Annotated in this window: 15 protein-coding genes; 11 read left to right on the top strand and 4 right to left on the bottom strand. The window is 63.1% G+C overall.

Going from position 1 to position 21,373, the window contains the following annotated elements:
• Positions 1 to 54 precede the first annotated feature (54 nt).
• Together NLM33_RS22540 and NLM33_RS22535 are read left to right on the top strand one after the other, a co-directional pair.
• Complete coding sequence (locus NLM33_RS22540; RefSeq protein ID WP_254098846.1) at positions 55 to 2,568, top strand: autotransporter domain-containing protein; 2,514 nt, start codon at positions 55 to 57, stop codon at positions 2,566 to 2,568.
• Positions 2,569 to 2,813: 245 nt separating this feature from the next.
• Positions 2,814 to 5,327 (top strand): autotransporter domain-containing protein, encoded by a 2,514-nt coding sequence (locus NLM33_RS22535; RefSeq protein ID WP_254098844.1) that lies wholly within the window; start codon positions 2,814 to 2,816, stop codon positions 5,325 to 5,327.
• Positions 5,328 to 5,428: 101 nt separating this feature from the next.
• Here NLM33_RS22535 and NLM33_RS22530 read toward each other — a convergent pair whose 3' ends face one another.
• Positions 5,429 to 6,412, bottom strand: a complete 984-nt coding sequence (locus NLM33_RS22530) for an AraC family transcriptional regulator (protein ID WP_254098842.1) — start codon at positions 6,410 to 6,412, stop codon at positions 5,429 to 5,431.
• Between the two features lie 355 nt (positions 6,413 to 6,767).
• On the opposite strand from NLM33_RS22530, the gene NLM33_RS22525 reads away from it, so the two are divergent.
• The 4 genes from NLM33_RS22525 to NLM33_RS22510 all read left to right on the top strand — a co-directional run bounded on the left by NLM33_RS22525 (position 6,768) and on the right by NLM33_RS22510 (position 11,377).
• Entirely contained in the window at positions 6,768 to 7,751 is a 984-nt protein-coding gene (locus NLM33_RS22525) for an AraC family transcriptional regulator (protein ID WP_254098840.1), read from the top strand.
• Positions 7,752 to 7,819: 68 nt separating this feature from the next.
• Positions 7,820 to 8,110: a hypothetical protein gene (locus NLM33_RS22520; RefSeq protein WP_254098838.1), complete on the top strand. Its 291-nt coding sequence runs from the start codon at positions 7,820 to 7,822 to the stop codon at positions 8,108 to 8,110.
• A gap of 235 nt (positions 8,111 to 8,345) precedes the next feature.
• Positions 8,346 to 9,605, top strand: coding sequence for a hypothetical protein (locus tag NLM33_RS22515; RefSeq protein ID WP_254098836.1), 1,260 nt, complete (start codon positions 8,346 to 8,348; stop codon positions 9,603 to 9,605).
• A gap of 335 nt (positions 9,606 to 9,940) precedes the next feature.
• Entirely contained in the window at positions 9,941 to 11,377 is a 1,437-nt protein-coding gene (locus NLM33_RS22510) for a DUF2252 domain-containing protein (RefSeq protein ID WP_254098834.1), read from the top strand.
• Between the two features lie 377 nt (positions 11,378 to 11,754).
• On the opposite strand, the gene NLM33_RS22505 is transcribed toward NLM33_RS22510, so the two are convergent.
• Both NLM33_RS22505 and NLM33_RS22500 read right to left on the bottom strand, forming a co-directional pair.
• Positions 11,755 to 12,987 carry a lytic murein transglycosylase gene (locus NLM33_RS22505; protein WP_254098832.1) on the bottom strand — a complete coding sequence of 411 codons (1,233 nt, stop codon included), beginning with the start codon at positions 12,985 to 12,987 and terminating at the stop codon, positions 11,755 to 11,757.
• A 14-nt stretch (positions 12,988 to 13,001) separates the two neighbouring features.
• The gene (locus NLM33_RS22500; protein WP_254098830.1) at positions 13,002 to 13,388 is read right to left on the bottom strand and encodes an MAPEG family protein; all 387 of its coding nucleotides are present in this window, start codon (positions 13,386 to 13,388) and stop codon (positions 13,002 to 13,004) included.
• A gap of 277 nt (positions 13,389 to 13,665) precedes the next feature.
• Here NLM33_RS22500 and NLM33_RS22495 point away from each other — a divergent pair, with 277 nt between their 5' ends.
• From NLM33_RS22495 to NLM33_RS22480, 4 genes are all read left to right on the top strand, one after another.
• The gene (locus tag NLM33_RS22495) at positions 13,666 to 14,883 is read left to right on the top strand and encodes an OpgC domain-containing protein (RefSeq protein WP_254098828.1); all 1,218 of its coding nucleotides are present in this window, start codon (positions 13,666 to 13,668) and stop codon (positions 14,881 to 14,883) included.
• Between the two features lie 69 nt (positions 14,884 to 14,952).
• Positions 14,953 to 15,441 carry a DUF2059 domain-containing protein gene (locus tag NLM33_RS22490; RefSeq protein WP_254098826.1) on the top strand — a complete coding sequence of 163 codons (489 nt, stop codon included), beginning with the start codon at positions 14,953 to 14,955 and terminating at the stop codon, positions 15,439 to 15,441.
• A gap of 162 nt (positions 15,442 to 15,603) precedes the next feature.
• Entirely contained in the window at positions 15,604 to 17,217 is a 1,614-nt protein-coding gene (locus tag NLM33_RS22485) for an acyl-CoA synthetase (RefSeq protein WP_254098824.1), read from the top strand.
• 14 nt (positions 17,218 to 17,231) lie between these two features.
• Entirely contained in the window at positions 17,232 to 18,032 is an 801-nt protein-coding gene (locus NLM33_RS22480) for an MBL fold metallo-hydrolase (RefSeq protein ID WP_254098822.1), read from the top strand.
• Positions 18,033 to 18,035: 3 nt separating this feature from the next.
• Here the strand turns inward: NLM33_RS22480 and NLM33_RS22475 are convergent, their stop codons facing one another.
• The gene (locus tag NLM33_RS22475) at positions 18,036 to 19,178 is read right to left on the bottom strand and encodes an OpgC domain-containing protein (protein ID WP_254098820.1); all 1,143 of its coding nucleotides are present in this window, start codon (positions 19,176 to 19,178) and stop codon (positions 18,036 to 18,038) included.
• 230 nt (positions 19,179 to 19,408) lie between these two features.
• Between NLM33_RS22475 and htpG the strand changes: the two genes are divergently transcribed.
• Positions 19,409 to 21,277 (top strand): molecular chaperone HtpG, encoded by a 1,869-nt coding sequence (htpG, locus tag NLM33_RS22470; RefSeq protein ID WP_254098818.1) that lies wholly within the window; start codon positions 19,409 to 19,411, stop codon positions 21,275 to 21,277.
• Positions 21,278 to 21,373: the final 96 nt, after the last annotated feature.

The raw sequence follows: 21,373 nt of genomic DNA, 5'->3' as shown, positions 1-21,373 counted from the left end.
CAATTTACCGGCGACGGCCGCTTCGGCGGCAAAGAATTGAGTTGGGAGCAATTGATGAAATCGAGAAATGGTGTGGCACCGATGAAGACTGTGAATTTGCCGGTATTCGCCGCCAGGGTACGATTCGGGCTCGTCCCGACGTTCGCCGCTCCGTTCCTGTTGTCGGCGGCCGCAATGGTCGCGATCCCGGCAAGGCCGGCGGTCGCCGCCTGCGTGCAGTCGGGCAGCACCGTGAGCTGTGACGGCGCGAGCACTACCGGCTTTGGCACCGGCACCGAAAACAACCTGACCCTGACGGTCCAGTCGAACGCCTCGATCACGGTGCCTTCGAACGGCGGGATCGGCATCAATCTCAACAACGGCAACACCGCGATCAACAACGGCAGCATCACGGCCGGCAACCAGAGCGTGGGCATGCAGGGCGGCAACAACAACACCTTCACCAATGCCGGCACGATCACGGTTGGCGACCAGGCCACGGCGATACTCATGACCGCCAACAACAACACCGTGACGAACTCGGGCGCGATCGGCTCGACAGGGAGCTACGTCGGCGGCCTCAAGGTCGGAGGCGACGGCAACCTGGTCATAAATTCCGGCACCATCACCCTGACCGGGACCGTCTATGCGACCGGTATCGAAGTCGACGGCACCGGCAACACCGTCCAGAATTCCGGCACCATCACGGTCGGCAGCAGTAGTAGCTCCAGTAGCGTGGGCGTCTACCTGTGGAAGAGCAACAATTTTACCAACAGCGGCACAATCAAGGCCGCTGGCGATGGCGGCCTGGGCATCGTCGACAATGGCAACATCGTAATCAATGGCGGCACCATCGTTGCGACCGGCGCCGCCGGCTCTGGGGTGTTCCTCGGGGGTAGCGGCAATAAGCTCATCAACAACGGCATGATCAAGGGCGGGGTCGGCGGCTACTCGCTGGTTTCCCTCGGCTCCACCGGCGACACCATCGCCAACAACGGCACGCTCGATGGCGCCGTGTCCCTCTTGGGCAACGGCGGCACGCTGACCAATAACGGGCTCATCACCATCACCGACCCGGCAACCGCGCTTGCGCCGGACAACTTCAGCTTCAACGGCACGGTCACGCAGACGGCGCAGGGCACGCTCGCGCTGCGCGTCGACAGCACGGGCCTCCACGACGGCCTGTCGGCCGGACAAATCAAGCTCGATGGCACCTTGCGCGCCGTGCTGCAATCTGGGCTGTATCAACAGACGACCACCTACACCAATGTCGTTCAAGGCAGCTCTGTCGGTGGCCAGTTCGCCAACGTCACCTCGTCATCGGCCTTCTTCACGGCGGCTGCGACCTACAATGCCAGCTCCGTCGACCTGACCCTGACGCGTCAGGGGTTTGGCGCGGTTGCGGGCGAGACGGCCAACCAGCGTGCGGTCGGCAACGCGCTCGAGGCCGGCTATTCGACCGCGCTGACAGGCAGCACGGCAACGTTCTACTCCAACCTGTTGCAGTCGGGCTCGGTGCGCGTGCTCGACCAGCTCTCGGGCGAGGGCACCAGCGGCACCCAGAACGCCGCGTTTACCGCCGGCAGCATGTTCGGGCAGAGCATGGACGGCCAGATGGACGCGTGGCGCACCGGTCATCGCGGCGAGGTTACGGGCGCGGGCGCGCTCGGCTACGCCGCGGAACAACCGACGACCTCGGCCTTCAACGCGCTGAAGGCACCGCCGCTCGTGCAGCCGCAATGGAATGCCTGGGCGTCGGGCTTCGGCGCCGGCCAGTCGCTGTCGGGCAATGCGACGGTTGGCAGCGCCACCTTCAGTGATCGCATCGCGGGCGGTGCGGCTGGCGTGGATCATCTCCTCAATCCCGACCTCCTGGTCGGTATCGCCGTCGGCGGCTCCAGCGCAAGCTTCAGCGTCGATGATCGCGCCACCTCGGGTAGGCTCGACGGCGCGCATGTCGGCGCCTATGCGATGCAGCGCTTCGGCGCGAGCTATGTCTCTGCGCAGCTCGCCTACAGCCACTTCAACAACTCCACGACGCGCACCATCACCGGCATCGGCACCGACGAGATTGCCAAGGGTTCGTTCGGCAGCGACCAGCTCGGCGGGCGGCTCGAGGTGGGCCGTACCTACGATTTCGCCCGTGTCTCGGTAACGCCCTACGCGGCGATTCAGGCTGCGCAACTTTGGCAGGCTGCCTACACCGAAACCAGCACGGCCGGGACCGGAACGGGCGTGATGGGCTTGAGCTACACCTCGCACACCGTGTCCTCGCTGCCGGTCTTCCTCGGCACCAAGTTCGACGCCCGCTTCGATGTCGGCAACGGCATGATGTGGATGCCGTTCGCAAACGTGGCCTGGGTGCACGAGTTCTCGCCGACCCGCGACGTCACGGCGTCGCTGATCACCCTGCAGGCCCCGGCGTTCACCGTCGAAGGCGCGCATGCGGCATCCGATGCCGGCCGGGTCGAAGTCGGCTCGCGCCTCGCCCTCAACCACTGGTCGGAACTGTCCACCCGCTTCACCGGCGAATTTGCCAAGGGCAGCCAGAGCTACGCCGGCATGGGCGCGCTCAAGGTGAGCTGGTGAGAATGGTGAAACGGGAACGTAGCTGCAGCGATGGGGGTGGTCGTGTTTTTCCCACTGAACGAGAGCTCGAATTTCTCACGGTGAGGTTCTGATGACGATCGGCGAGGGCAACCGCCGGTGATGCGGCCTCCACCAATCCAAACGACGAATTTGCTCCGGGGACGACCGTGCGCGCTCCGGCCAATGTGCCAACCGGCGGCTGCTTCGGCCGCAAGACTTGGAAATGCAAGACTTGGGATTGACTGATGACAACGAGAGACGACGCGATGCAGATCAAGAAGGTGTACCTGGCGAAGTCGAACTCCGGGCCGTGGGCTGGACGATCTTTGACGCTAGCCGCTTCTTTTTCTCTCACCGTGGCCGCCGCGGTCACAATCTCGACGGCGCCAGTCGCGGCCGCCTGTGTGCAGTCCGGCAGCACCGTCACCTGTGACGGCGCCAGCAGCACCGGGTTCGGCACGGGTACCGAAAACAACCTGACCCTGACGGTTCAGCCCGGTGCCTCGATCACGGCTACATATCCCATCGATCTTGCTGACGGCAATGTCGTGACCAACAACGGCGCCATCGCCGTCGGCGGAGGTACCGGAGGTACCGGCATTCGGGGGTTCAACAACAACGTCTTCACCAATGCTGGCACCATCACGCTCGGCGCCAACTCCACCGGCATGTATGTGAAAGGCGACAACAACATTCTCAGCAATGCCGGGACAATCAGCTCGACGGCGACCCTTGTCTCCGGCATTACGTTGCGCAACGGCACCGGCAACACCCTGACCAATTCCGGCAACATCATCCTGACCGGGGCGGCGTCTTTCGGCATCGAAGACGAAGCCGTTGGTACCACCATTATCAATTCCGGCACCATCAAGGTCTCCTCCGGCGTCTTCGGCGGCGACGCCGTCGAATTGGGGTACAACGGCAAACTCACCAACACGGGCACGATCATGGCAGCCGCCGATGGTGGCGAGGGTGTCCACATGGATGACGGCAGCACCGTGATCAACAATGGCCTGATCGGCGCGAGCGGCCGCCTTGGAATCGGCGTCTGGTTCAACGGCGCGAACAGTACCATCGTCAACAACGGCACGATCGTGGGCGGCCCCAACGGCTCTTCGCTGGGTTCCTTCGGCACCAACGGCAACACCATCACCAACAACGGCACGCTGGACGGGAAAATGTCCGTTTCCGGTTCAGGCAACAGCCTGACCAATACCGGGCTGATCACCATCACCAATCCGGGGACAACGCTTGCGGCGAACAATCTGACCTTCGGTGGCACGTTCACCCAAACCGCGCAGGGCACGCTGGCGCTGCGCGTCGACAATACCGGCCTTTATGATGGCCTGACTGTCACAGGTCAGGTTACCCTTAACGGCACCTTGCGCGCCGTGCTGCAGCCCGGGCTGTACGGATCGTCGACGACCTACACCAATGTGCTGCAGAGCGGCACCTCGGTCGCGGGCCAGTTCGCCAGCGTCACGTCGTCGTCGGCCTTCTTCACAGCAGCGGCGACATATAGCACTAACGCCGTCGACGTGACGTTGACGCGCCAGAGCTTCGGCGCGGTTGCGGGCGAGACGGCCAACCAGCGTGCGGTCGGCAACGCGCTGGAGGCCGGCTATTCGCCGTCGCTCACGGGCGCGGCCGCGACGTTCTACTCGCAGCTCCTGGCGGCCGGCTCAGTGCGCGTGCTCGACCAGCTCTCGGGTGAGGGCACGAGCGGCACGCAAAACACCGCCTTTGCCGCCGGCAGCATGTTCGGCCAGAGCATGGACGGCCAGATGGACGCGTGGCGCACCGGTCACCGCGGCGAGGTCACGGGCGCGGGGGCGCTCGGCTACGCCGCGGAACAACCGACGACCTCGGCCTTCAACGCGCTGAAGGCACCGCCGCTCGTGCAGCCGCAATGGAATGTCTGGGCGTCCGGCTTCGGCGCCGGCCAGTCGCTCTCGGGCGACACGACGGTTGGCAGCGCGGGCTTCAGCGATCGCATCGCGGGCGGTGCGGCTGGCGTCGATCATCTCCTCAACCCCGACCTGCTGGTCGGCATCGCCGCCGGTGGCTCCAGCGCGACGTTCAACGTCGACGATCGCGCCACCTCCGGCCGGGTCGACGGCGCGCATGTCGGCGCCTATGCGATGCAGCGCTTCGGCGCGTCTTACGTTTCGGCGCAACTCGCCTACAGCCACTTCAACAACTCCACGACGCGCACCATCACCGGCATCGGCACCGACGAGACCGCCAAGGGCTCGTTCGGCAGCAACCAGCTCGCCGGGCGGCTCGAGGTGGGGCGTACCTACGGCTTCGTAGGGGTCTCGGTAACGCCCTACGCGGCGATCCAGGCCGCGCAACTTTGGCAGGCTGCCTACACCGAAACCAGCGTCACTGCCGCCGGGCCGGGCGTGCTGGGCCTGAGCTACGCCGCGCACACCGTGTCCTCGCTGCCGGTGTTCCTCGGCACCAAGTTCGACGGGCGAGTCGAGGTCGGCAACGGCATGATGTGGATGCCGTTCGCCAACGTCGCCTGGGTGCATGAATTCAACCCGACCCGCGACGTCACGGCGTCGCTGGTCACGATGCAAACCCCGGCCTTCACTGTCGAAGGCGCGCGCGCTGCATCCGATGCAGGGCGGGTCGAAGTCGGCTCGCGCCTGGCCTTGAACCGCGCGACGGAATTGTCGGGACGTTTCACTGGCGAGTTCTCCAGGGGCGGCCAGAGCTATGCCGGCATGGGCTCGCTGAAAGTGAGCTGGTGAGGGGAGCGTCGCCGCTTCGCGTCGCCCCGGAATGACACTGAGTGAATGGGACGTCAGGGATACAACGCTAGCCGTCAATCTCAGCTACGGAGGCAACACCCTCACCGGGCCCCTTGGTTGCGCCGCGTCTCACCCCGAATTTCCGATGGGGACGCGCCGTAGGCGCGACGGAAGGTTCGGTTGAAGTAGGACAGATCGTTGAAGCCGGTATCGTGGGCAATGCTGCTGACCGAGCGATCGATGAAGCGGCGATCGGTCAGCATCCGATACGCCGTCATGAGCCGATGGCCGAGGACGAATTCAGTGAATGTCGTTCCCTCGGCCTCGAACAGCTTGCGAACATAGACGGCGGAGATGCCGGTGTCCGCCGCCACCGTGCTCAGTGTCAAATCGCGCCGGCCGATGTCGGCGACGATCCGCTGCTTGATGCTTCGCAACCGCGCGGCCGCCACTCCGCGCTTCTGTGCCACCTCCGCGCCTTCCGTTCCGATGCCCAGCATGAGCGCGCTGAGATCGATCAGGTGGAGTCCGACCGAGCGGCGCGCCTCCGGAGATGCAAGCGCGATGTCTTCCTTGAGGATCCCGGCGTAGCCGAGAAACAATCTCAGCTGAGGGCTTGCTCGATCGATCGGTTTGCCGACGGCGTCGTCGAGATTCGGAACCAACGGTGCGATCAGGGATCGGTTGATCCGCAAGTGGACGATACCGGTCGTGGTGTAGCCGGTCGCGTTCCCGGCGACCCCGTTCGACGTCAGCGCAGCTTCTCCCGCTCGCAGCGTGGTCTCGTGACCGTTCTGCCGATAGGTGGCGACGCCGCTTTGGACGAACACGAGCACCGGATCGTCGTTGTCGATCATGCTCGCGGTATGGCGGCAGGTCATCGCAGACATCTGCGCCGTTGTGATCGAGAGCCCCGGTAAGGCGCGCAAGTTCATCTCCACGTCGAACGGCACCTCCTTGAGCGGGTCCATCTCCAGCTTCAGGACGTTGCGGCCAAACAGCTCGCAAAATGCTTCGGTGCGTTCGCGGTCCGCAAATGAGCGGCTGGAGATGGTGATCTGGTCGATTTCGGCGGCGCTGGCCAAGACGGCCTCCAGGTTACGCGAATACCGGCCCACTCTTGTCGCACGAAAGCCGGAGCATGTTCAAATGCCATCATGTTCAAATGCTATGGTGATCGATTCGACCATCGCGGTTGTGCGCTGCGCACAGGCACCAGCGTGGCGCGAGAGGCTGGGACTCAACGATACTCGATCTGGACCAAACGCTACTCGCCGTCTCCTTCGCAGCGGCAAGCGCGAACAAACCTGCGTCGCGCGCTGATTTCGATGGCAATTTCGAACGGGCCGCAACATAACCGCGACTGATCGCTGTGCAGGATAATCGGGGCGGACATCCGCTGCGAGCGGTCCTCGGTATTCTTTCAACATCGAAACCCACATGCAGAACTGCGATCCCTACGATCTCTCGACCACGCACTTCTCGACCGATGCGTTCCCGGAGCGCGACCGACAGGAGGCCTTTTGCGAGATCATCGCCCGTTCGCTGCTCAAGCTGGACGTCAGTCCGCTGCACGAGCAGCCGCTCGCCGCGACCATGTCATTCCGTGCACTGCCGGGGCTCAGCCTCTCGACAGGCCAGCTGTCGCCGATCCATTGCCGTCATCTGGCTGCCCAGACGGACAACGACGACTTCGTGCTGGTGGTGAGCTGGACAGGTGGGTGCAGCGTGTTGCAGGGGAACCAGGAAACCGAGATCCACGACGGGCAGGCGACGCTGACGGCCAACGGCGTGCGTGGTGAAATTTGGGGCGCGAACCCGGCAGCGTGCGATTATCTGAATTTGCGGCTGTCGCGCAGTTTGCTCGAACCCCGGCTTTCCGATTTCAGCGCGGCCCTGGCGCGGCCGATCGGCGCGGATACCCCGGCCTTGCGCTTGTTGCTCGGATACTGCCGCATCCTGAACGACGAGGAAGCGCCCTTCACGTCGGAGCTCGGCAGTGCGGTCGTCACGCATATTCACGACCTCGCCGCGCTGGCAATCGGCGCGACCCGGGACGGGCCGGAAATCGCCCGGCGCAGTGTCGCGGCCGCGAGGCTTTATGCCGTCAAGGCTGACATTCGCGCGCAACCTGTCGATCGCAAGCTATCGGTTGCGGCCGTAGCCGCCCGTCACCGCGTGACGCCGCGCTACATCCACCGGCTGTTTGAACTTGATGGCACCACGTTTTCCGAGTTCGTCCTGACGCTCCGGCTGGCGCACGCCTACAGGATGCTGCGCGACGCTCGCCTTCTGGATAGTACGATCAGCACGATCGCCTTCGACTGTGGGTTCAGCGACCTGTCCTACTTCAACCGGACCTTCAAGCGCGTCTACAACGCCACGCCGTCGGACATTCGCCGAACGGTGCGGCGGGCAGAGTGAAGCCGGCACCCTGATCACCGCGGAAAACGCCAATGTGCTGCAGCAGCTGAAGGCGCTGATTCCGCCGGATGGTGCTGACGAAGAACCCCGACCTCTCCAAGGTCCTCCAGCTCGCCGATATCGCGCGCCAGGCCAGGCCGCAATTGCAGACGGTGTTTGACACGCTGCCCAGCTTCTTCACCGGCACCGCCTTGCAATTCCTGGCGAAGGGCGCGGCCGTGGCTGCATCGTCGATGATTCCCGGCTTTGGCGGCAGCCTCGCCGCGCTCGGCATCGGCCTTGCCGCCAACTATTTCGGCAACAAGATCGTCCAGGCCCGCGTCGATGATCACCAGACCGGTGCCAACAGGAGGTTGTAGCGGTCGCAGTTGGGACGGTAATACTTGGCTGCCGAACTAGGACGCGTACTCATAAACCGTTCGCGATGTCCGCTTCGCTCCGATACCGTCCGCCTTTGTGCAATCGCAGCAACTGCCGCGATGGGCCATAAACTGCCATTGAAGATGAAGGCACGATTGTTTACTCGATCCTGACCTGCTTTCTTCCCGATGTCCCAAAGTCTGACTTGGTTGAAAAGACACGAGAGGCAGCGAAATGCTACCGGAACCATTTACTTACTGTTTTTACCGTTATCGCGGGCTCTGCCTTCACACCTCGATTGTCACGACTTTCACAATCATGATGGCCGCCGCTCCGCTACAGGCTTCAGTAGCACCAAAAGCGTCAGCGTGCGGATACCTCGCTGGTCTAATTGATAAGGCACCGCCATCGGGACCGTTGTTCCTACCCAGCTATCCGACCGTCGAATCGGGGCCTCTCCATGCCGCCGCCTATCTCTATGACAATGCGGTAGCCGCCATCGCATTGGTCGGTTGCGGTGAGCAGGACAAAGCGTTTCGGATTGGCTCGGCGATTCTCTGGGCCATCGATAACGACCGCATCTGGCATGATGGACGGCTCCGGAACGCTTACGCCGCGGGTGTGGTGGCGAATGGCCCCGTCAAACTTCCGGGGTGGTGGGACAATACTCAGAACAAATGGTTAGAGGATCGATATCAGGTGGGCAGCGATAATGGTAACATGGCATGGGCCATGTTGGCGTTGCTGTCGATTGATGATGTGAACACCGGCTCTCGGTTCCGCGATGGTGCAGCACGGCTTGGCGCCTGGGTCGCGCAATGGGCCGATACGCGCGGTGCTGGCGGTTTCACGGGCGGTACGTTTGGGCACGAACCGACGCCGGAGGTGCGGACGTGGAAATCGACTGAACATAATACTGACCTCGCCGCCGCGTTTGGCCTTCTTGCGATCCGTACAGGCGATTCGCGCTGGCGTGATAAGGCAACGGCTGCCGAGCACTTCATAAATACGATGTGGGATCCGGCATGCGCCTGTTTCGCCGCAGGGACAGCTGAAGACGGCGTCACGCACAATCCGATTTTGGCTCTGGATGCTCAGATCTGGCCTTTAACAGCGCTTCACGGAGCGGCCGGGAAATTTGCATCGGCAATGACGACCGCCGAACAGCGAATGAGTGTCGGCGGGGGCTTTTCTTACGGTGAAGACCGGGACGGTGTGTGGACCGAAGGGACGGGCCAAATGGCTCTCTTGACGAAATTGCTCGGCAGGACTGAGAGGGCAGAGTCGTTGATCGCTGTAATCGAATCCCAGAGGTCGCCCGATGGTGGGTTCTATGCCACGACTGTCCGCGAGTTACCGACTGGGTTCGTGTTGGACACCGACCCGACCAAGCCGCGACTCTATTTCCGATTGTCACATCTTGGCGCAGCTTCGTGGGCTGCCCTCGCGGAACGTGGGTTCAATCCCTTTACGATGACAAAAGGACTTCCGTAGTTGAGCCGAAGCGCTTCTCGTCTCGGCCTTTTCGGTCTTTTTTGATTTCGATATGTCCGCAACTGGTCATTCGCGACTGAGCCAGGCAGTGCTTGCGACCAATCGATGTCCGCTTCGGTCCCGAGAGCGCTCGCATTGAGGAGACGCAGCAAATGACGCGAGGGGCCAAGAGGCAACTTGCCCGCGATGTCCGCTTTTGTCCCGGCATCTCCAATCCTGGTCTGGTAGTCTAGGCAGCGAGATCTGAAGCGGGTTGGGCTTCCCGAGTTCTGAGACCCTATCGACCCAAGTCGCCATTGCGAGAGATCCGCAAGCTATTGGAGGACAGCACGAGCATGGTTCGATTGCAGTCCAATGTAGACCCCAGTTTTTACCGGATGCTCGGGTCGACCAAAGAAGGCGCTCTGCTTGAAAGTTTCACGATCAGAAAGCCTTCCTTCAACCAGCGAATGGAGGCCGGAAAGGCCTTGCGCAAGCAAGTGCCACGCGCGTCGCATGCGATCTATGACCGGTCCAGTCACCGTGCTGATCCCATTGATATTCTCGAGCGACAAAACGCAACGCGAGTCCAGAAGCTAGTGCCGGTTCGCTACAGCCGCATGCTCGCGAACCCGTTTGCCTTCCTGCGCGGATCAGCTGCGGTCATGGCAAGCGACTTGTCGACATCACCCGTATCAGGCATTCGCGTTGCAGCATGTGGAGATATGCATATCAGCAATTTTGGTGTTTACGCCACGGCCGAGAGAAATCTGGTTTTCTCGATCAACGATTTCGATGAAATCCATGTTGGTCCCTGGGAGTGGGATCTCAAGCGACTTGCAGCCAGCGCCACTGTCGCTGCCAACTTTCTCGGCGGCGACCAGGCGCAATCCGAAGAGGCCGCCCGTGAATGCGTTCGCTCCTACAGAAAGCATATCGATTGCTACGCTGAGATGGGATACCTGAGCGTCTGGTATCAGCGGATCGACGAGCGCGCCATACTGGGCAGCCTGTCGCCTGAATCGCGCCGCCTCGCCAGAAATGTCATGGATCGGGCGAAAGCACGAGGACACATCACCACGTTCGACAAATTGACCGAGCCCGTGAAGGGGCATCATCGATTCATCGAAGACGTTCCGCTGATCGTACGCGAGACCCACACCGAGAAAGGAACCTCCGTTAAAGTCGCGCTTGACCGCTTCCTGCACTCGTACATTCGCTCGCTCGGTTACGACCGCAAGCTCCTGCTTTCGCGCTATCACATCACAGACGTCGCCCGCAAAGTGGTGGGCGTTGGCAGCGTTGGCACCGAATGCTGGATGCTCATGCTCGAGGGAGCAAGCGAGAGCGATCCCCTCTTCCTGCAGATCAAGGAGGCTAACGCATCCGTTCTGGCGCCATACGTCGACCTCAAGCTGCCATTCCGGCATCACGGTCAAAGGGTGGTATTCGGTCAGCGTCTGACCCAGGGTTCGCCGGATATCTTTCTGGGTTGGGGCGAGGTTGAAGGAAAGCAGTTCTATATTCGTCAGCTGGCGGACATGAAGGGTGGGGTCAAGGTAGACAACCTCGAAACGCTCCCGGACTATTGCCGGCTGTGTGGCTGGGCGTTGGCGCTCGCGCACGCGAAGTCTGGGGACGTCGCGATGATCGCGGGCTATTGCGGCAAGAGCGATGCCCTCGATGATGCGTTAGCGAAGTTTGCGGCGAGTTACGCCCGACAGACAGAGCAGGATTATGAAGCGCTGTCGCGCGCAAAAAGGACAAGGAGGATCAGGGTGGCAGGGAAGTAAATAGGCTACGGGCGGCCTGCCAAGGGTCATTCGCGTCGCTCAAGAGCGTGGCGGGCACTTCCGGGCATCTCCGATAAGGGAACAATCTCCGAAGCGATCGGCAGGTTCTAAGGCCTTGCAGGCTCAAGTAATTGCTATCGGCTCAACTTTGTGGGGGCGGCTGTTGCGGGTCCCCGCAACCAAGCCAGCCGGTTTGAGAAGACATAGGCGCGAGTCAGATTTCAGGTCGCCGTCGAGTCGACACTTCCACGCACTCAATTGCCGGCGATGATAGAACAATACCCCTGATTTGCCCGACGCGTCAAGTTAATTTCGTAAAATCAGCAATTCCTCCCGCCGCCGGCCGTTCTACTTTGCATGGGGTTGTTTTCGACATTTTAGTTGGGAGCCGGTCTCGCGCCGCGCAGGCTGGCGAGCAGGTCTTGCGACGGCCAGCAATCGACGGTCAGGCCCGCGCGCTGTTGGTACTGTCCGATCGCTCGCCTAGTGACCGTCCCGAGCCGGCCATCGATCGCATCGGAATAATAGCCGCCTCTAGCGAGCTGCGTCTGGATCGTCGCGACGTCGCTGTTGCGCAGCGGCTTCAGCTTGGCCCAGGGCTTTTCGAACGGGGCGCCGCCCGCGATGAGGTCGGCGAGATGGCCGACGAACAGCGCATAGACGTCGGACTGGTTGTAGCTGCGGATCGCCTGGAAGTTGGCGAAGACGAGGAAGGCCGGACCATAAACGCCGGCAGGCATGACCAGCTGCGCCTGGTCCTGCAGCATGCCGGTGGCAGTGCCGGCATCGCCCACCGGCGTGACGCCGAGCTTGAGCCAGGCAGAGAGCGGCCGCTTGATGTCGGGCGAGCTCTCCACGCAGCTGACCTCTGCCGGCAGACGTACCTCTAGCCCCCATCGCTTGCCACGCTGCCAGCCATAGTCGCGAAGCTGCTTGGCGCCCGAGGCGAGCGCGTCGGGGATGGAGCGCTCGAGATCGATCTTGCCGTCGCCGTCGCCATCGGCCGCGAACTTGAGGAAGTCCGAGGGCTCGAACTGGGTGTGGCCCATCGCCCCCGTATAGGAGCCCTTCGCGTCCATGCTGATGGTTCCCTGCTGGACCAGGTCGAGCGCGATCAGCAGCTCGCTCCGGAACAGGTCCTTGCGGCGGCCGAGATAGGCTTGCGTCACCAGCGCCTGGAACACGGGATGGCGCTGCACCTCGCCGCCGTAATCGGTTTCGCGGCCCCAGATCGCAATGACGACGTTGCCGGGGACGCCGTAATCGGCCTCGATGCGCGCGAGCAGGTCGCGGTAGGTCTGGAAATACCGCGCGCCGGTCCTCGCAAGCCCGGTGAGCTGTTGCCGGGGCAGGTAGTCCGCCGGCAGTCGTGCGAATTCGGCCTGCTCCTTCACGGGGCGGCCGGGGATGACGAGATCCGGCAGGCCAAGGTCGAGCTGGACGTCGGTCGCGCGGTCGAACACCGGCTGCTTCACGCCGCGCGCCTTGGCCTCCAGCCAGAGTTGCGCGCGCCAAGCGTCGAAGGCGGGGTCGGCGCGAGCCTCCAGCGCCTGCATCAGCACGACGAGCGCGATTGTCCCAGAGACCGCTGTGCGCCGCAAAACGTCCATGAGGCGAGGGGAGCTCAAATCACCACCAGTCCGACCGCCAGCACCAATCCGCAGAGATAGGTGAACAATGCGCCGGCAAAGCGTGCCGGGTTGGGCCGGTTGAGCGACTTGCCCCACAACAGCCCGGCGGCAAGGGAAAAGCGCGCGATCGTCGCTACCACGATCGTCACGATGATCCAGGCCGGCACTGGGCGCATTGCGAACCAGAGAAACATCGCCGCGAAGAACGGCGCGTATTCGGCCGTGTTGGCGTGCGCCCGCACCGCGCGGTGAATCGGGTCGGTGGGGCCGAAATCATGGCCGATGCTCCGCCTGAACCTGCCGCGCAGGATCGAGACATAAAACCCCAGGCCGAACAGCAGCAGGCCGAGCAGGGCGGTACAGATGATGGCGACGTTCATTGCGTGGTCCCCCAAAAACGAGGCGGAAGAAGATCAGATTGCGACGCCGCAGGAAAGCCCGGCCGGCCGATCCGAGCGCCCGTCGGCGCGACAAAGCTTCTTCTTTTCCACGGCGCCGATGTCCGCTACCCTTGGCGAGCATTCTTGGCTGGTATTCTTGGCCGCTAGCCACCGGGTCAGGTGGCCTAGCCGCGTCAATTTCAGCATTGATTGATTTGGGCGGCCTATCTGCCGCGAGACTGTTCTTAAGACTGTCCTTGGAAAACGGGGCGGAGCCATGATCAACCGGGATTCGGCAGCTCTCTTGTCTCCGATCGAGCGTGACCTGCGGCTCGATCTCTTCCGCGGCATCGGCCTGTGGATGATCTTCCTCGATCACATCCCGCACGACGTCGTGGCGTGGCTGACCTTGCGCAATTACGGCTTCAGCGACGCCGCCGAGTTCTTCGTCTTCATCTCCGGCTATCTCATCGGCTGGATCTACGCACCGATCGTGCGGGGCGGTTTCTTCCTCGCGGCGCTGAAGCGGCTGTGGAGGCGCACGGCCGAACTGTATGTCGCTCATATCATGCTGTTCCTGCTGTTCACCGCCCAGATCGCACGCACCGCGCGACGGTTCGACAACCCGATGTACGAGCACGAGTTCAACGTGTTCAATTTCCTGGCGCATCCGGACGAGCTGATCGGCCAGGCGATCCTGTTGAAATACAAGCCGGTCAATCTCGACGTGCTGCCGCTCTACATCACGCTGGTGTTCGCCTCGCCCTTCATCGTGTGGTGCCTGGTGCGGCGTCCGAACCTCACGCTGCTGGCATCCGTGGTGCTCTACGTGCTGTCGCGCTGGTTCGACTGGAATCTCGCGTCCTATCCGCCCGGCACGACCTGGTATTTCAATCCGTTCTGCTGGCAGCTGATGTTCGTGTTCGCGGCCTGGTGCGGTTCCGGCCAGATCGACCAGATCGCGAAATGGGTGTGGTCGAAGCCCGTGATGGGACTTGCAGCCGCCTGGATCGCGTTCGCGCTCCTGATCGTGATGACCTGGCACGTTCACGCGCTCGAGGCGATGATCCCGAAGTGGATGATCAAGGCGATCTACCCGATCGACAAGACCGACCTCGACATGCTGCGCTTCACGCATTTTCTCGCGCTGGCGGTCTGGGTCACCCAGCTCGTGCCGCGCCACTGGAAGGCGCTTCACACCAAATGGCTGCGCCCGGTCATCCTGTGCGGGCAGCACTCGCTGCCGATCTTCTGTCTCGGCGTGTTCCTGTCGTTCTCCGCACACTGGATCCTGACCCAATATACCAAGGGTACGTGGGAGCAACTCGCCGTCTCCTTCGCCGGCATCGCGGTCATGATCGTCGTCGCGTGGCTGTTCGACCGGGCGAAACAGATTCCCGACCTGTTCGTGGACGTGCAAGAAGACGAGGAGCCCGAGCCGGAGCTCGATCGCGACAAGACAGCCGCCGTTGCCGGGGCGAGTGCGGGCAGTTGAGAGGCAATCGCGGCGCGCTTTGACGAATTCTCGTGACGAGTTCTCATGACGGTTTTCATGGAGAGGTTCATGTCGAGAGGCTGGTTGACGATCGCGGGCACCTTGCTGTTCCTCACCTGCACCGCCGCCGCGCAGGCGCCGTCGCCCGAGGCGATGACCGCGGCGCGCAAACTCGTCACCACCATGAGGGCGGCGGAGCAATATCGCGCGCTGCTGCCGCAGCTTCTGCTCAAGCTGCGCCCCGTCCTGGCCCAGGATCGGCCCGAAATCGAGCGCGACTTCGACGCCATGACGGCGGCGAGCTCGGACATCTACGCGCCGTTCGTCGACCAGATGATCGAGCAGATCTCCGCCGTCTATGCCGCCACCTTCACGGTGGACGAGCTGCGCCAGATCGAGGCCTTCTACGCCCAGCCGGCGGGGCGGAAGCTGCTTGAGAAATCGGATGCGCTTGCACAGGCGAGCGCGCAGATCGGCCAGGACGTCACCCGCAGGGCCGCCGACGAACTGAAGCAGCGCCTGACCGAGGCGTTGCGCCAGAAGGGGCACAAGCTCTGAGCCTGCCGTGGAGGCAATCGCGCGAGAACGACTTGCGTTAAGGCGTCAGGATGGCCCGCAATGCGCGATGCGCGCCCGTCCGCGCGAAATTGACCGGAAACGCCGTTGAAATTATAGCTTCCCTCAACACTAAGCGAACAGAGAACGACGGGGGAAGCCAGCATGACCGGCGAAATCGCAGCGACAATCTCCAAGGCCCGCGAGCATTCCATCGGGGATCTCCTGCGCCGCTCGGCGGCCCGTGAACCGAACAAGCCTGCTCTTTCCTGCGGCAGCGTGAGGTGGACCTTTGCCGAGCTCGACGCGGTCTGCAACCGCCTGGCGCGCGGGCTCGATGGCCTCGGCGTCCGGAAGGGCGATCGTCTCGCGGTGCTGTCGCGCAATTCGCACGCTTTTGCCGCGCTGCGCTTCGCCGTGGCGCGGATCGGCGCGGTGCTGGTGCCGATCAACTTCATGCTCAATCCGGACGAGATCAATTTCATCCTGAAGAATTCGGGCGCAAAGCTGCTTGCGACCGGTCCCGATTTCGTCGAGCCCGCGCGCGCTGCCAGCGCCACGGACTGTGCGGTGGAGAAGCTGATCTGGCTGCCGGGCGAGGATCCGGCGTCGCCGCCCGCGGGGCTCACCAATTTCGACGGTCTCTTGCATTCCGACGGTTCGTTCTTCGAGGCCTCCGTCGACAGCCGCGATCTCGCCCAGATCATCTACACCAGCGGTACGGAATCGCTGCCCAAGGGCGCGATGCTGACCCACGAAGCCGTCATGTGGCAGTATGTGAGCTGCATCATCGATGGCGGCATGAGCGCTCATGACAATGTGCTGCACGCACTGCCGCTCTATCATTGCGCCCAGCTCGACGTCTTCCTGGGCCCGCAAGTTTATCTCGGCGCCTCCGGCGTGATCACGGGCAAGCCGACCGCCGACAACATCCTGGCGCTGATCGCGGCTCATGGGATCACCGCCTTCTTCGCGCCGCCGACGATCTGGATCGCGATGCTGCGCTCGCCCAATTTCGACAAGACCGATCTGTCCAGCCTGCAAAAGGGCTATTACGGCGCCTCGATCATGCCGGTGGAGGTGCTGCTCGAATTGCAGCGCCGCCTGCCGAACGTCAGATTCTGGAATTTCTACGGCCAGACCGAGATCGCGCCGCTCGCCACGGTGCTTCAGCCCGAGGACCAGCTGCGCAAGGCCGGCTCGGCCGGCAAGCCGACGATCAATGTCGAGACGCGCGTGGTCAACACGATGATGGAGGATGTCGGGGTTGGCGAAGTCGGCGAGATCGTGCACCGCTCGCCGCATCTTCTGTCCGGCTATTACAACGATCCCGTGAAGACCGCGGCGGCATTTTCCGGCGGCTGGTTTCATTCCGGCGATCTCGCCATCGTCGATGCCGAGGGCTACATCACCGTCGTCGACCGCGTGAAGGACATGATCAAGACCGGCGGCGAGAATGTCGCGAGCCGCGAGGTCGAGGAGATGGTGTACCGGATTCCCGCGGTGTCGGAGGTCGCGGTGGTCGGGCTGCCCGATCCGCGCTGGATCGAGGCCGTCACAGCGATCATTGTGATCAAGACCGGCGAGGCGCTGGACGAGGAGACGGTGATCAAGCATTGCGCCGGGCAGATGGCGCATTTCAAGGTGCCGAAGCGAGTGGTGTTCGTCGACAGCCTGCCGAAGAATCCGAGCGGCAAGCTGCTCAAGCGGGAGCTGCGCCAGCGCTTCGTCGGCGGCGACACGCTCGACAAGGCGATCCAGAAGAATTTCGGGAAGTGAGGAAGCGTGACGCCATGCCACTCTGGACCTGCGAAACCTGCGGCGCGCAATTTCCCTCGAGCGAACAGCCGCCGGCATCCTGTCCGATCTGCGAGGACGAACGGCAATTCGTGAGCTGGAAGGGGCAGACCTTTCTGTCCCGCGAGACTCTCACCGAGCGCTGCCGCGTGGTGTGGCGGGACGATCTCGGCCTGACCGGTCTTGCGCTCGAGCCGGCTTTTGCCATTGGCCAGCGGGCGCTGCTCGTTCCCGACGGCGGTGCTTTCGTGATGTGGGACTGCGTTCCGCTGGCGACCCGCGAGGCGATCGAGCATGTCAGATCGCTCGGCGGGCTGAAGGCGATCGCGATCTCGCATCCGCATTATTATGGCGGGCTCGCCGACTGGAGCGAAGCCTTCAGCGCGCCCGTTTATCTCCACGCCGACGATCGCCAATGGGTGACGCGGCCGCATCGCGCAATCGAACACTGGACCGGCGACAGTCACCGGCTCTCGGACGGCATCACCCTGTTGCGCAGCGGTGGCCATTTTGCCGGTGCCACCATGCTGCACTGGACGCGCGGTGCGGACGGCCGTGGCGCGCTGCTCACCGGGGACATCGCGCAGGTGACGATGGACCGCCGCTTCGTCAGCTTCATGTATTCCTATCCGAACTACACGCCGCTGAATGCAGCCGCGGTGCGGCGGATTGCGGAGGCCGTCGCGCCGTTCGCCTTCGACCGCATCTACGGTGCATGGTGGGGCCGCAATATCGCCGGTGGTGCCAAGGCAGCCTTCGACGCGTCCGTCGCGCGCTACCTCGCCGCGATCGCCTGACGCCTACGCCCGTTGCCGCAAGGCCGCGGGCAGGTCCTGCCGCCTGGACCAGGAGATGTAGTAGGCCACGGCCGCGATGGCCGCGAGCCCAACGAGGCTGACAAGGATCTGCATCGCGACGAGATTGGGCCCCGTGATCAGGATGAGATGCGCGGCGAAGGACAGGAACACGCTGACGCAGAACACCGCGAGCCATTCCTCACCGCTCCGGATCACCGGTTGCAGCGATTTCCACAGCAAGGCCGGATGATCGGCCGGCACCAGATACGTGGCGAGGAAAGCGAGCGCGAGGAAATGCAGCACGCGATGCGGCGCGAGGTTTTCCTTGTCGTTCGGCGTGAAGATATTGAGCACGGCATCTGGCAGATAGGCGGACAGCGCCGGCGAATGCCGCGCCAGCGTGATCGCCATCGCGAACACCAGATAGGCGCCCGCGAGTGCGCGCAGCCACGACATGCCGTGCAGCGCACGGGCAGGCGCGCCGGTCACCGCGAACCAGCCGCCCAGCACCATCAGCATCTGCCAGCAGAACGGATTGAAGGTCCATTCGCCGTCCGGAGAGATCCGGAACGTCCAGCCGAAATACCTCGCCGCGAAGTACACCGCGATCGAGGCGAGCAGCGTCAGGTGCGGGCGGCGGAGCAGGCCCCACAGCGCCAGCGGAAAGAACGCCATCAGCGGAATCATCAATTGCAGCAGGTCGAGGTTGAGCGGCTCTTCCTGAAGCACCAGCCCGCGCACCAGGATGCGCAGGGGATGTTCGAGAATGCCGGAGATATTGTACTCGTGGATGATCTCCGGCGCGGTCGATTGCGAGGCGACGTAGGCGATGGCGTCGATATAGATCACGAACAGCACGACGTAGGCCGCATAGAGCCGCCAGACTCTGCGGAAGACGCGGGTTGCCGCGACGACGAAGCCGCGCTCCAGCGCCATCTTGCCGTGGATGATCGTGACGCCATAGCCCACCACGAACACGAACAGGTCGGCGGCGCCGCTGAAGCCGAAATTGCGCAAGGTGAGCAGATTGGCAACATTGTTCGGAACGTGGTCGAGGAAGATCGACCAGTTGGCAATCCCGAGCGTGAGATAAAGCCTGGCATCGTGGCTATGTGCGGCGAGGGCCGCCTTGACGGACGGTTTCATCAAAAATTATCAGTTGGAATCAGGGGCGACGCTTGTAACGGCTAGCATTGCACGATCCGAGTAGCGATTCCGTGAACGGGCGCAATCTTTACCCTCCCTCCTTGTGGGGTGCCTCGTGAAACGAGGCAGGTGAGGGGTTTGTCGAGAATGCCCCATCACAACCTCTTGATCTACCGCGTCCGTGCGCTATATCCCGGGTTTCCTCATCCAGTTTCGATCCGGGTAAACGCATGACGACGTCAGATACGGCTGTGCATTCGCAGCCCTTCCAGGCCGAGGTGTCCGAGCTCCTGCACCTGATGGTGCACTCCGTCTACTCCGAGACCGACATCTTCCTGCGCGAGCTCATTTCCAATGCGTCGGATGCCTGCGACAAGCTCCGCTACGAGGCGATCGAGACCCCGGCGCTGCTCGGCGAGGGCGACGCCCCCAAGATCCGCATCATCCCCGACAAGCAGGCCGGCACGCTGACCATCGCCGACAACGGCATTGGCATGGAGCGGCAGGAACTGATCGACCATCTCGGCACCATCGCCCGCTCGGGCACCAAGGCTTTCGTGGCGAAGCTGAAGGAGGCCAAGGACGGGCTCGGTTTGATTGGCCAGTTCGGTGTCGGCTTCTACTCCGCCTTCATGGTTGCGGACAGGATCCTCGTCATCAGCCGCAGGGCCGGTGAGAGCGACGTCTGGACCTGGACCTCGTCGGGCGGCTCCGGTTTCGAGATCGCGCGCGCGGGCGAAGCAGATGCAGCACGCGTGACGCGAGGCACCGAGATCGTGCTGCACCTGAAGGAGGATGCGAAGAAATATCTGGAAGACTACGAGATTCAGCGCATCGTCTCTGCCTATTCCGACAACATCCTCTTTCCCATCGAGCTCGTGCCGGCAGAAGGCGAGCCGCGCCAGATCAATTCGGCGAGCGCGCTGTGGCAGCGCTCGAAATCGGAACTCTCGACCGACGACTACAAGAAGGCCTATCAGCAGATCGCCACCGCCTTCGACGATCCCGCGATGACGCTGCATTATCGCGCCGAAGGCCGCTATTCCTACGCCGTGCTCCTGTTTGCGCCGTCGACGAAACCGTTCGACCTGTTCGAGCCGTCGCGCAAGGGCCGGGTCAAGCTTTATGTCCGGCGCGTCTTCATTACAGACGAGGCCGATCTGTTGCCGGGCTATCTGCGCTTCATCCGCGGCGTCGTCGACAGCGAGGACCTGCCGCTCAACATCTCCCGCGAGATGCTGCAAAACAACCCGCAGCTCGCGCAGATCCGCAAGGCGGTCGCCACCCGCGTCGTCTCGGAGCTCGAAAGCCTCGCCGAAAAGGACGCGGAGAACTTTGCGAAGATCTGGGAGGCCTTCGGCGCTGTGCTGAAGGAGGGTATCTACGAGGACTTCGAGCGTCGCGAAAAGCTGCTGACGCTGTCGCGCTTCACGACGACCTCGGGCGAGAAGCGCTCGCTGAAGGACGTTGTCGCCGACTTCAAGCCGAATCAGACCGAGATCTATTATCTCGTCGGCGACAGCATCGAGCGGCTGAAGTCCAGCCCGCGCCTGGAGGCGGCGGCTGCGCGCGGCATCGAGGTGCTGCTGCTCACCGATCCCGTCGATGCCTTCTGGACCTCGATGCCGATGTCGTTCGACGGCAAGCCGCTGAAGTCGCTGGGCCAGGGCGATCTCAACCTCGACCTGATCCCGCGCGTCGATGACGCGCAGAAGGACGAGCCGGCGGCTGACGAAGCCGCGACCATTGCGCTGATCAAGGCCTCCCTGAACGAGCGCGTCAGCGACGTGAAGGCGTCGACGCGTCTCACCAGCTCCGCCTCGTGCCTGGTCGCCGACAGCCATGGTCCGAGCCGCGAGCTCGAGCGTATCCTGGCGCAGCAGAACCGGGGCGAGCGCTCCAGGCCGATCCTCGAGGTCAATCTGCGCCATCCGCTGGTGTCAGCGATCACCAGGGCGCCGGCCGGCTCGACGGTGACCGATGATCTCTGCCTGCTGCTGCTGGAGCAGGCCCAGATCCTCGACGGCGAATTGCCGGAAGACCCGTCCGCGTTTGCGGCAAGATTGAACCGGCTCGTGCTGCAGGCGCTGGGCGGGTAGTTCGAACACGCGCCACGTTCTCCGCTGCGTTCCCTCCCCCCTTGCGGGCAGGCAATCGCATATGCAAAAGAACTGGGTGAGAGGTCTCTTTGCGGC

The organism is Bradyrhizobium sp. CCGUVB1N3, assembly GCF_024199925.1.
In the GTDB taxonomy this organism is placed as follows: domain Bacteria; phylum Pseudomonadota; class Alphaproteobacteria; order Rhizobiales; family Xanthobacteraceae; genus Bradyrhizobium.
This window is presented reverse-complemented; position numbering and strand designations above follow the sequence as displayed.

What these genes read in the sequence shown, in the direction of transcription:
- NLM33_RS22540 (WP_254098846.1), top strand. Translation starts at nt 55, where the DNA reads ATGAAATCGAGAAATGGTGTGGCACCGATGAAGACTGTGAATTTGCCG.
- NLM33_RS22535 (WP_254098844.1), top strand. Translation starts at nt 2,814, where the DNA reads ATGACAACGAGAGACGACGCGATGCAGATCAAGAAGGTGTACCTGGCG.
- NLM33_RS22525 (WP_254098840.1), top strand. Translation starts at nt 6,768, where the DNA reads ATGCAGAACTGCGATCCCTACGATCTCTCGACCACGCACTTCTCGACC.
- NLM33_RS22520 (WP_254098838.1), top strand. Translation starts at nt 7,820, where the DNA reads ATGGTGCTGACGAAGAACCCCGACCTCTCCAAGGTCCTCCAGCTCGCC.
- NLM33_RS22515 (WP_254098836.1), top strand. Translation starts at nt 8,346, where the DNA reads ATGCTACCGGAACCATTTACTTACTGTTTTTACCGTTATCGCGGGCTC.
- NLM33_RS22510 (WP_254098834.1), top strand. Translation starts at nt 9,941, where the DNA reads ATGGTTCGATTGCAGTCCAATGTAGACCCCAGTTTTTACCGGATGCTC.
- NLM33_RS22505 (WP_254098832.1), bottom strand. Translation starts at nt 12,987, where the DNA reads ATGGACGTTTTGCGGCGCACAGCGGTCTCTGGGACAATCGCGCTCGTC.
- NLM33_RS22500 (WP_254098830.1), bottom strand. Translation starts at nt 13,388, where the DNA reads ATGAACGTCGCCATCATCTGTACCGCCCTGCTCGGCCTGCTGCTGTTC.
- NLM33_RS22495 (WP_254098828.1), top strand. Translation starts at nt 13,666, where the DNA reads ATGATCAACCGGGATTCGGCAGCTCTCTTGTCTCCGATCGAGCGTGAC.
- NLM33_RS22490 (WP_254098826.1), top strand. Translation starts at nt 14,953, where the DNA reads ATGTCGAGAGGCTGGTTGACGATCGCGGGCACCTTGCTGTTCCTCACC.
- NLM33_RS22485 (WP_254098824.1), top strand. Translation starts at nt 15,604, where the DNA reads ATGACCGGCGAAATCGCAGCGACAATCTCCAAGGCCCGCGAGCATTCC.
- NLM33_RS22480 (WP_254098822.1), top strand. Translation starts at nt 17,232, where the DNA reads ATGCCACTCTGGACCTGCGAAACCTGCGGCGCGCAATTTCCCTCGAGC.
- NLM33_RS22475 (WP_254098820.1), bottom strand. Translation starts at nt 19,178, where the DNA reads ATGAAACCGTCCGTCAAGGCGGCCCTCGCCGCACATAGCCACGATGCC.
- htpG (WP_254098818.1), top strand. Translation starts at nt 19,409, where the DNA reads ATGACGACGTCAGATACGGCTGTGCATTCGCAGCCCTTCCAGGCCGAG.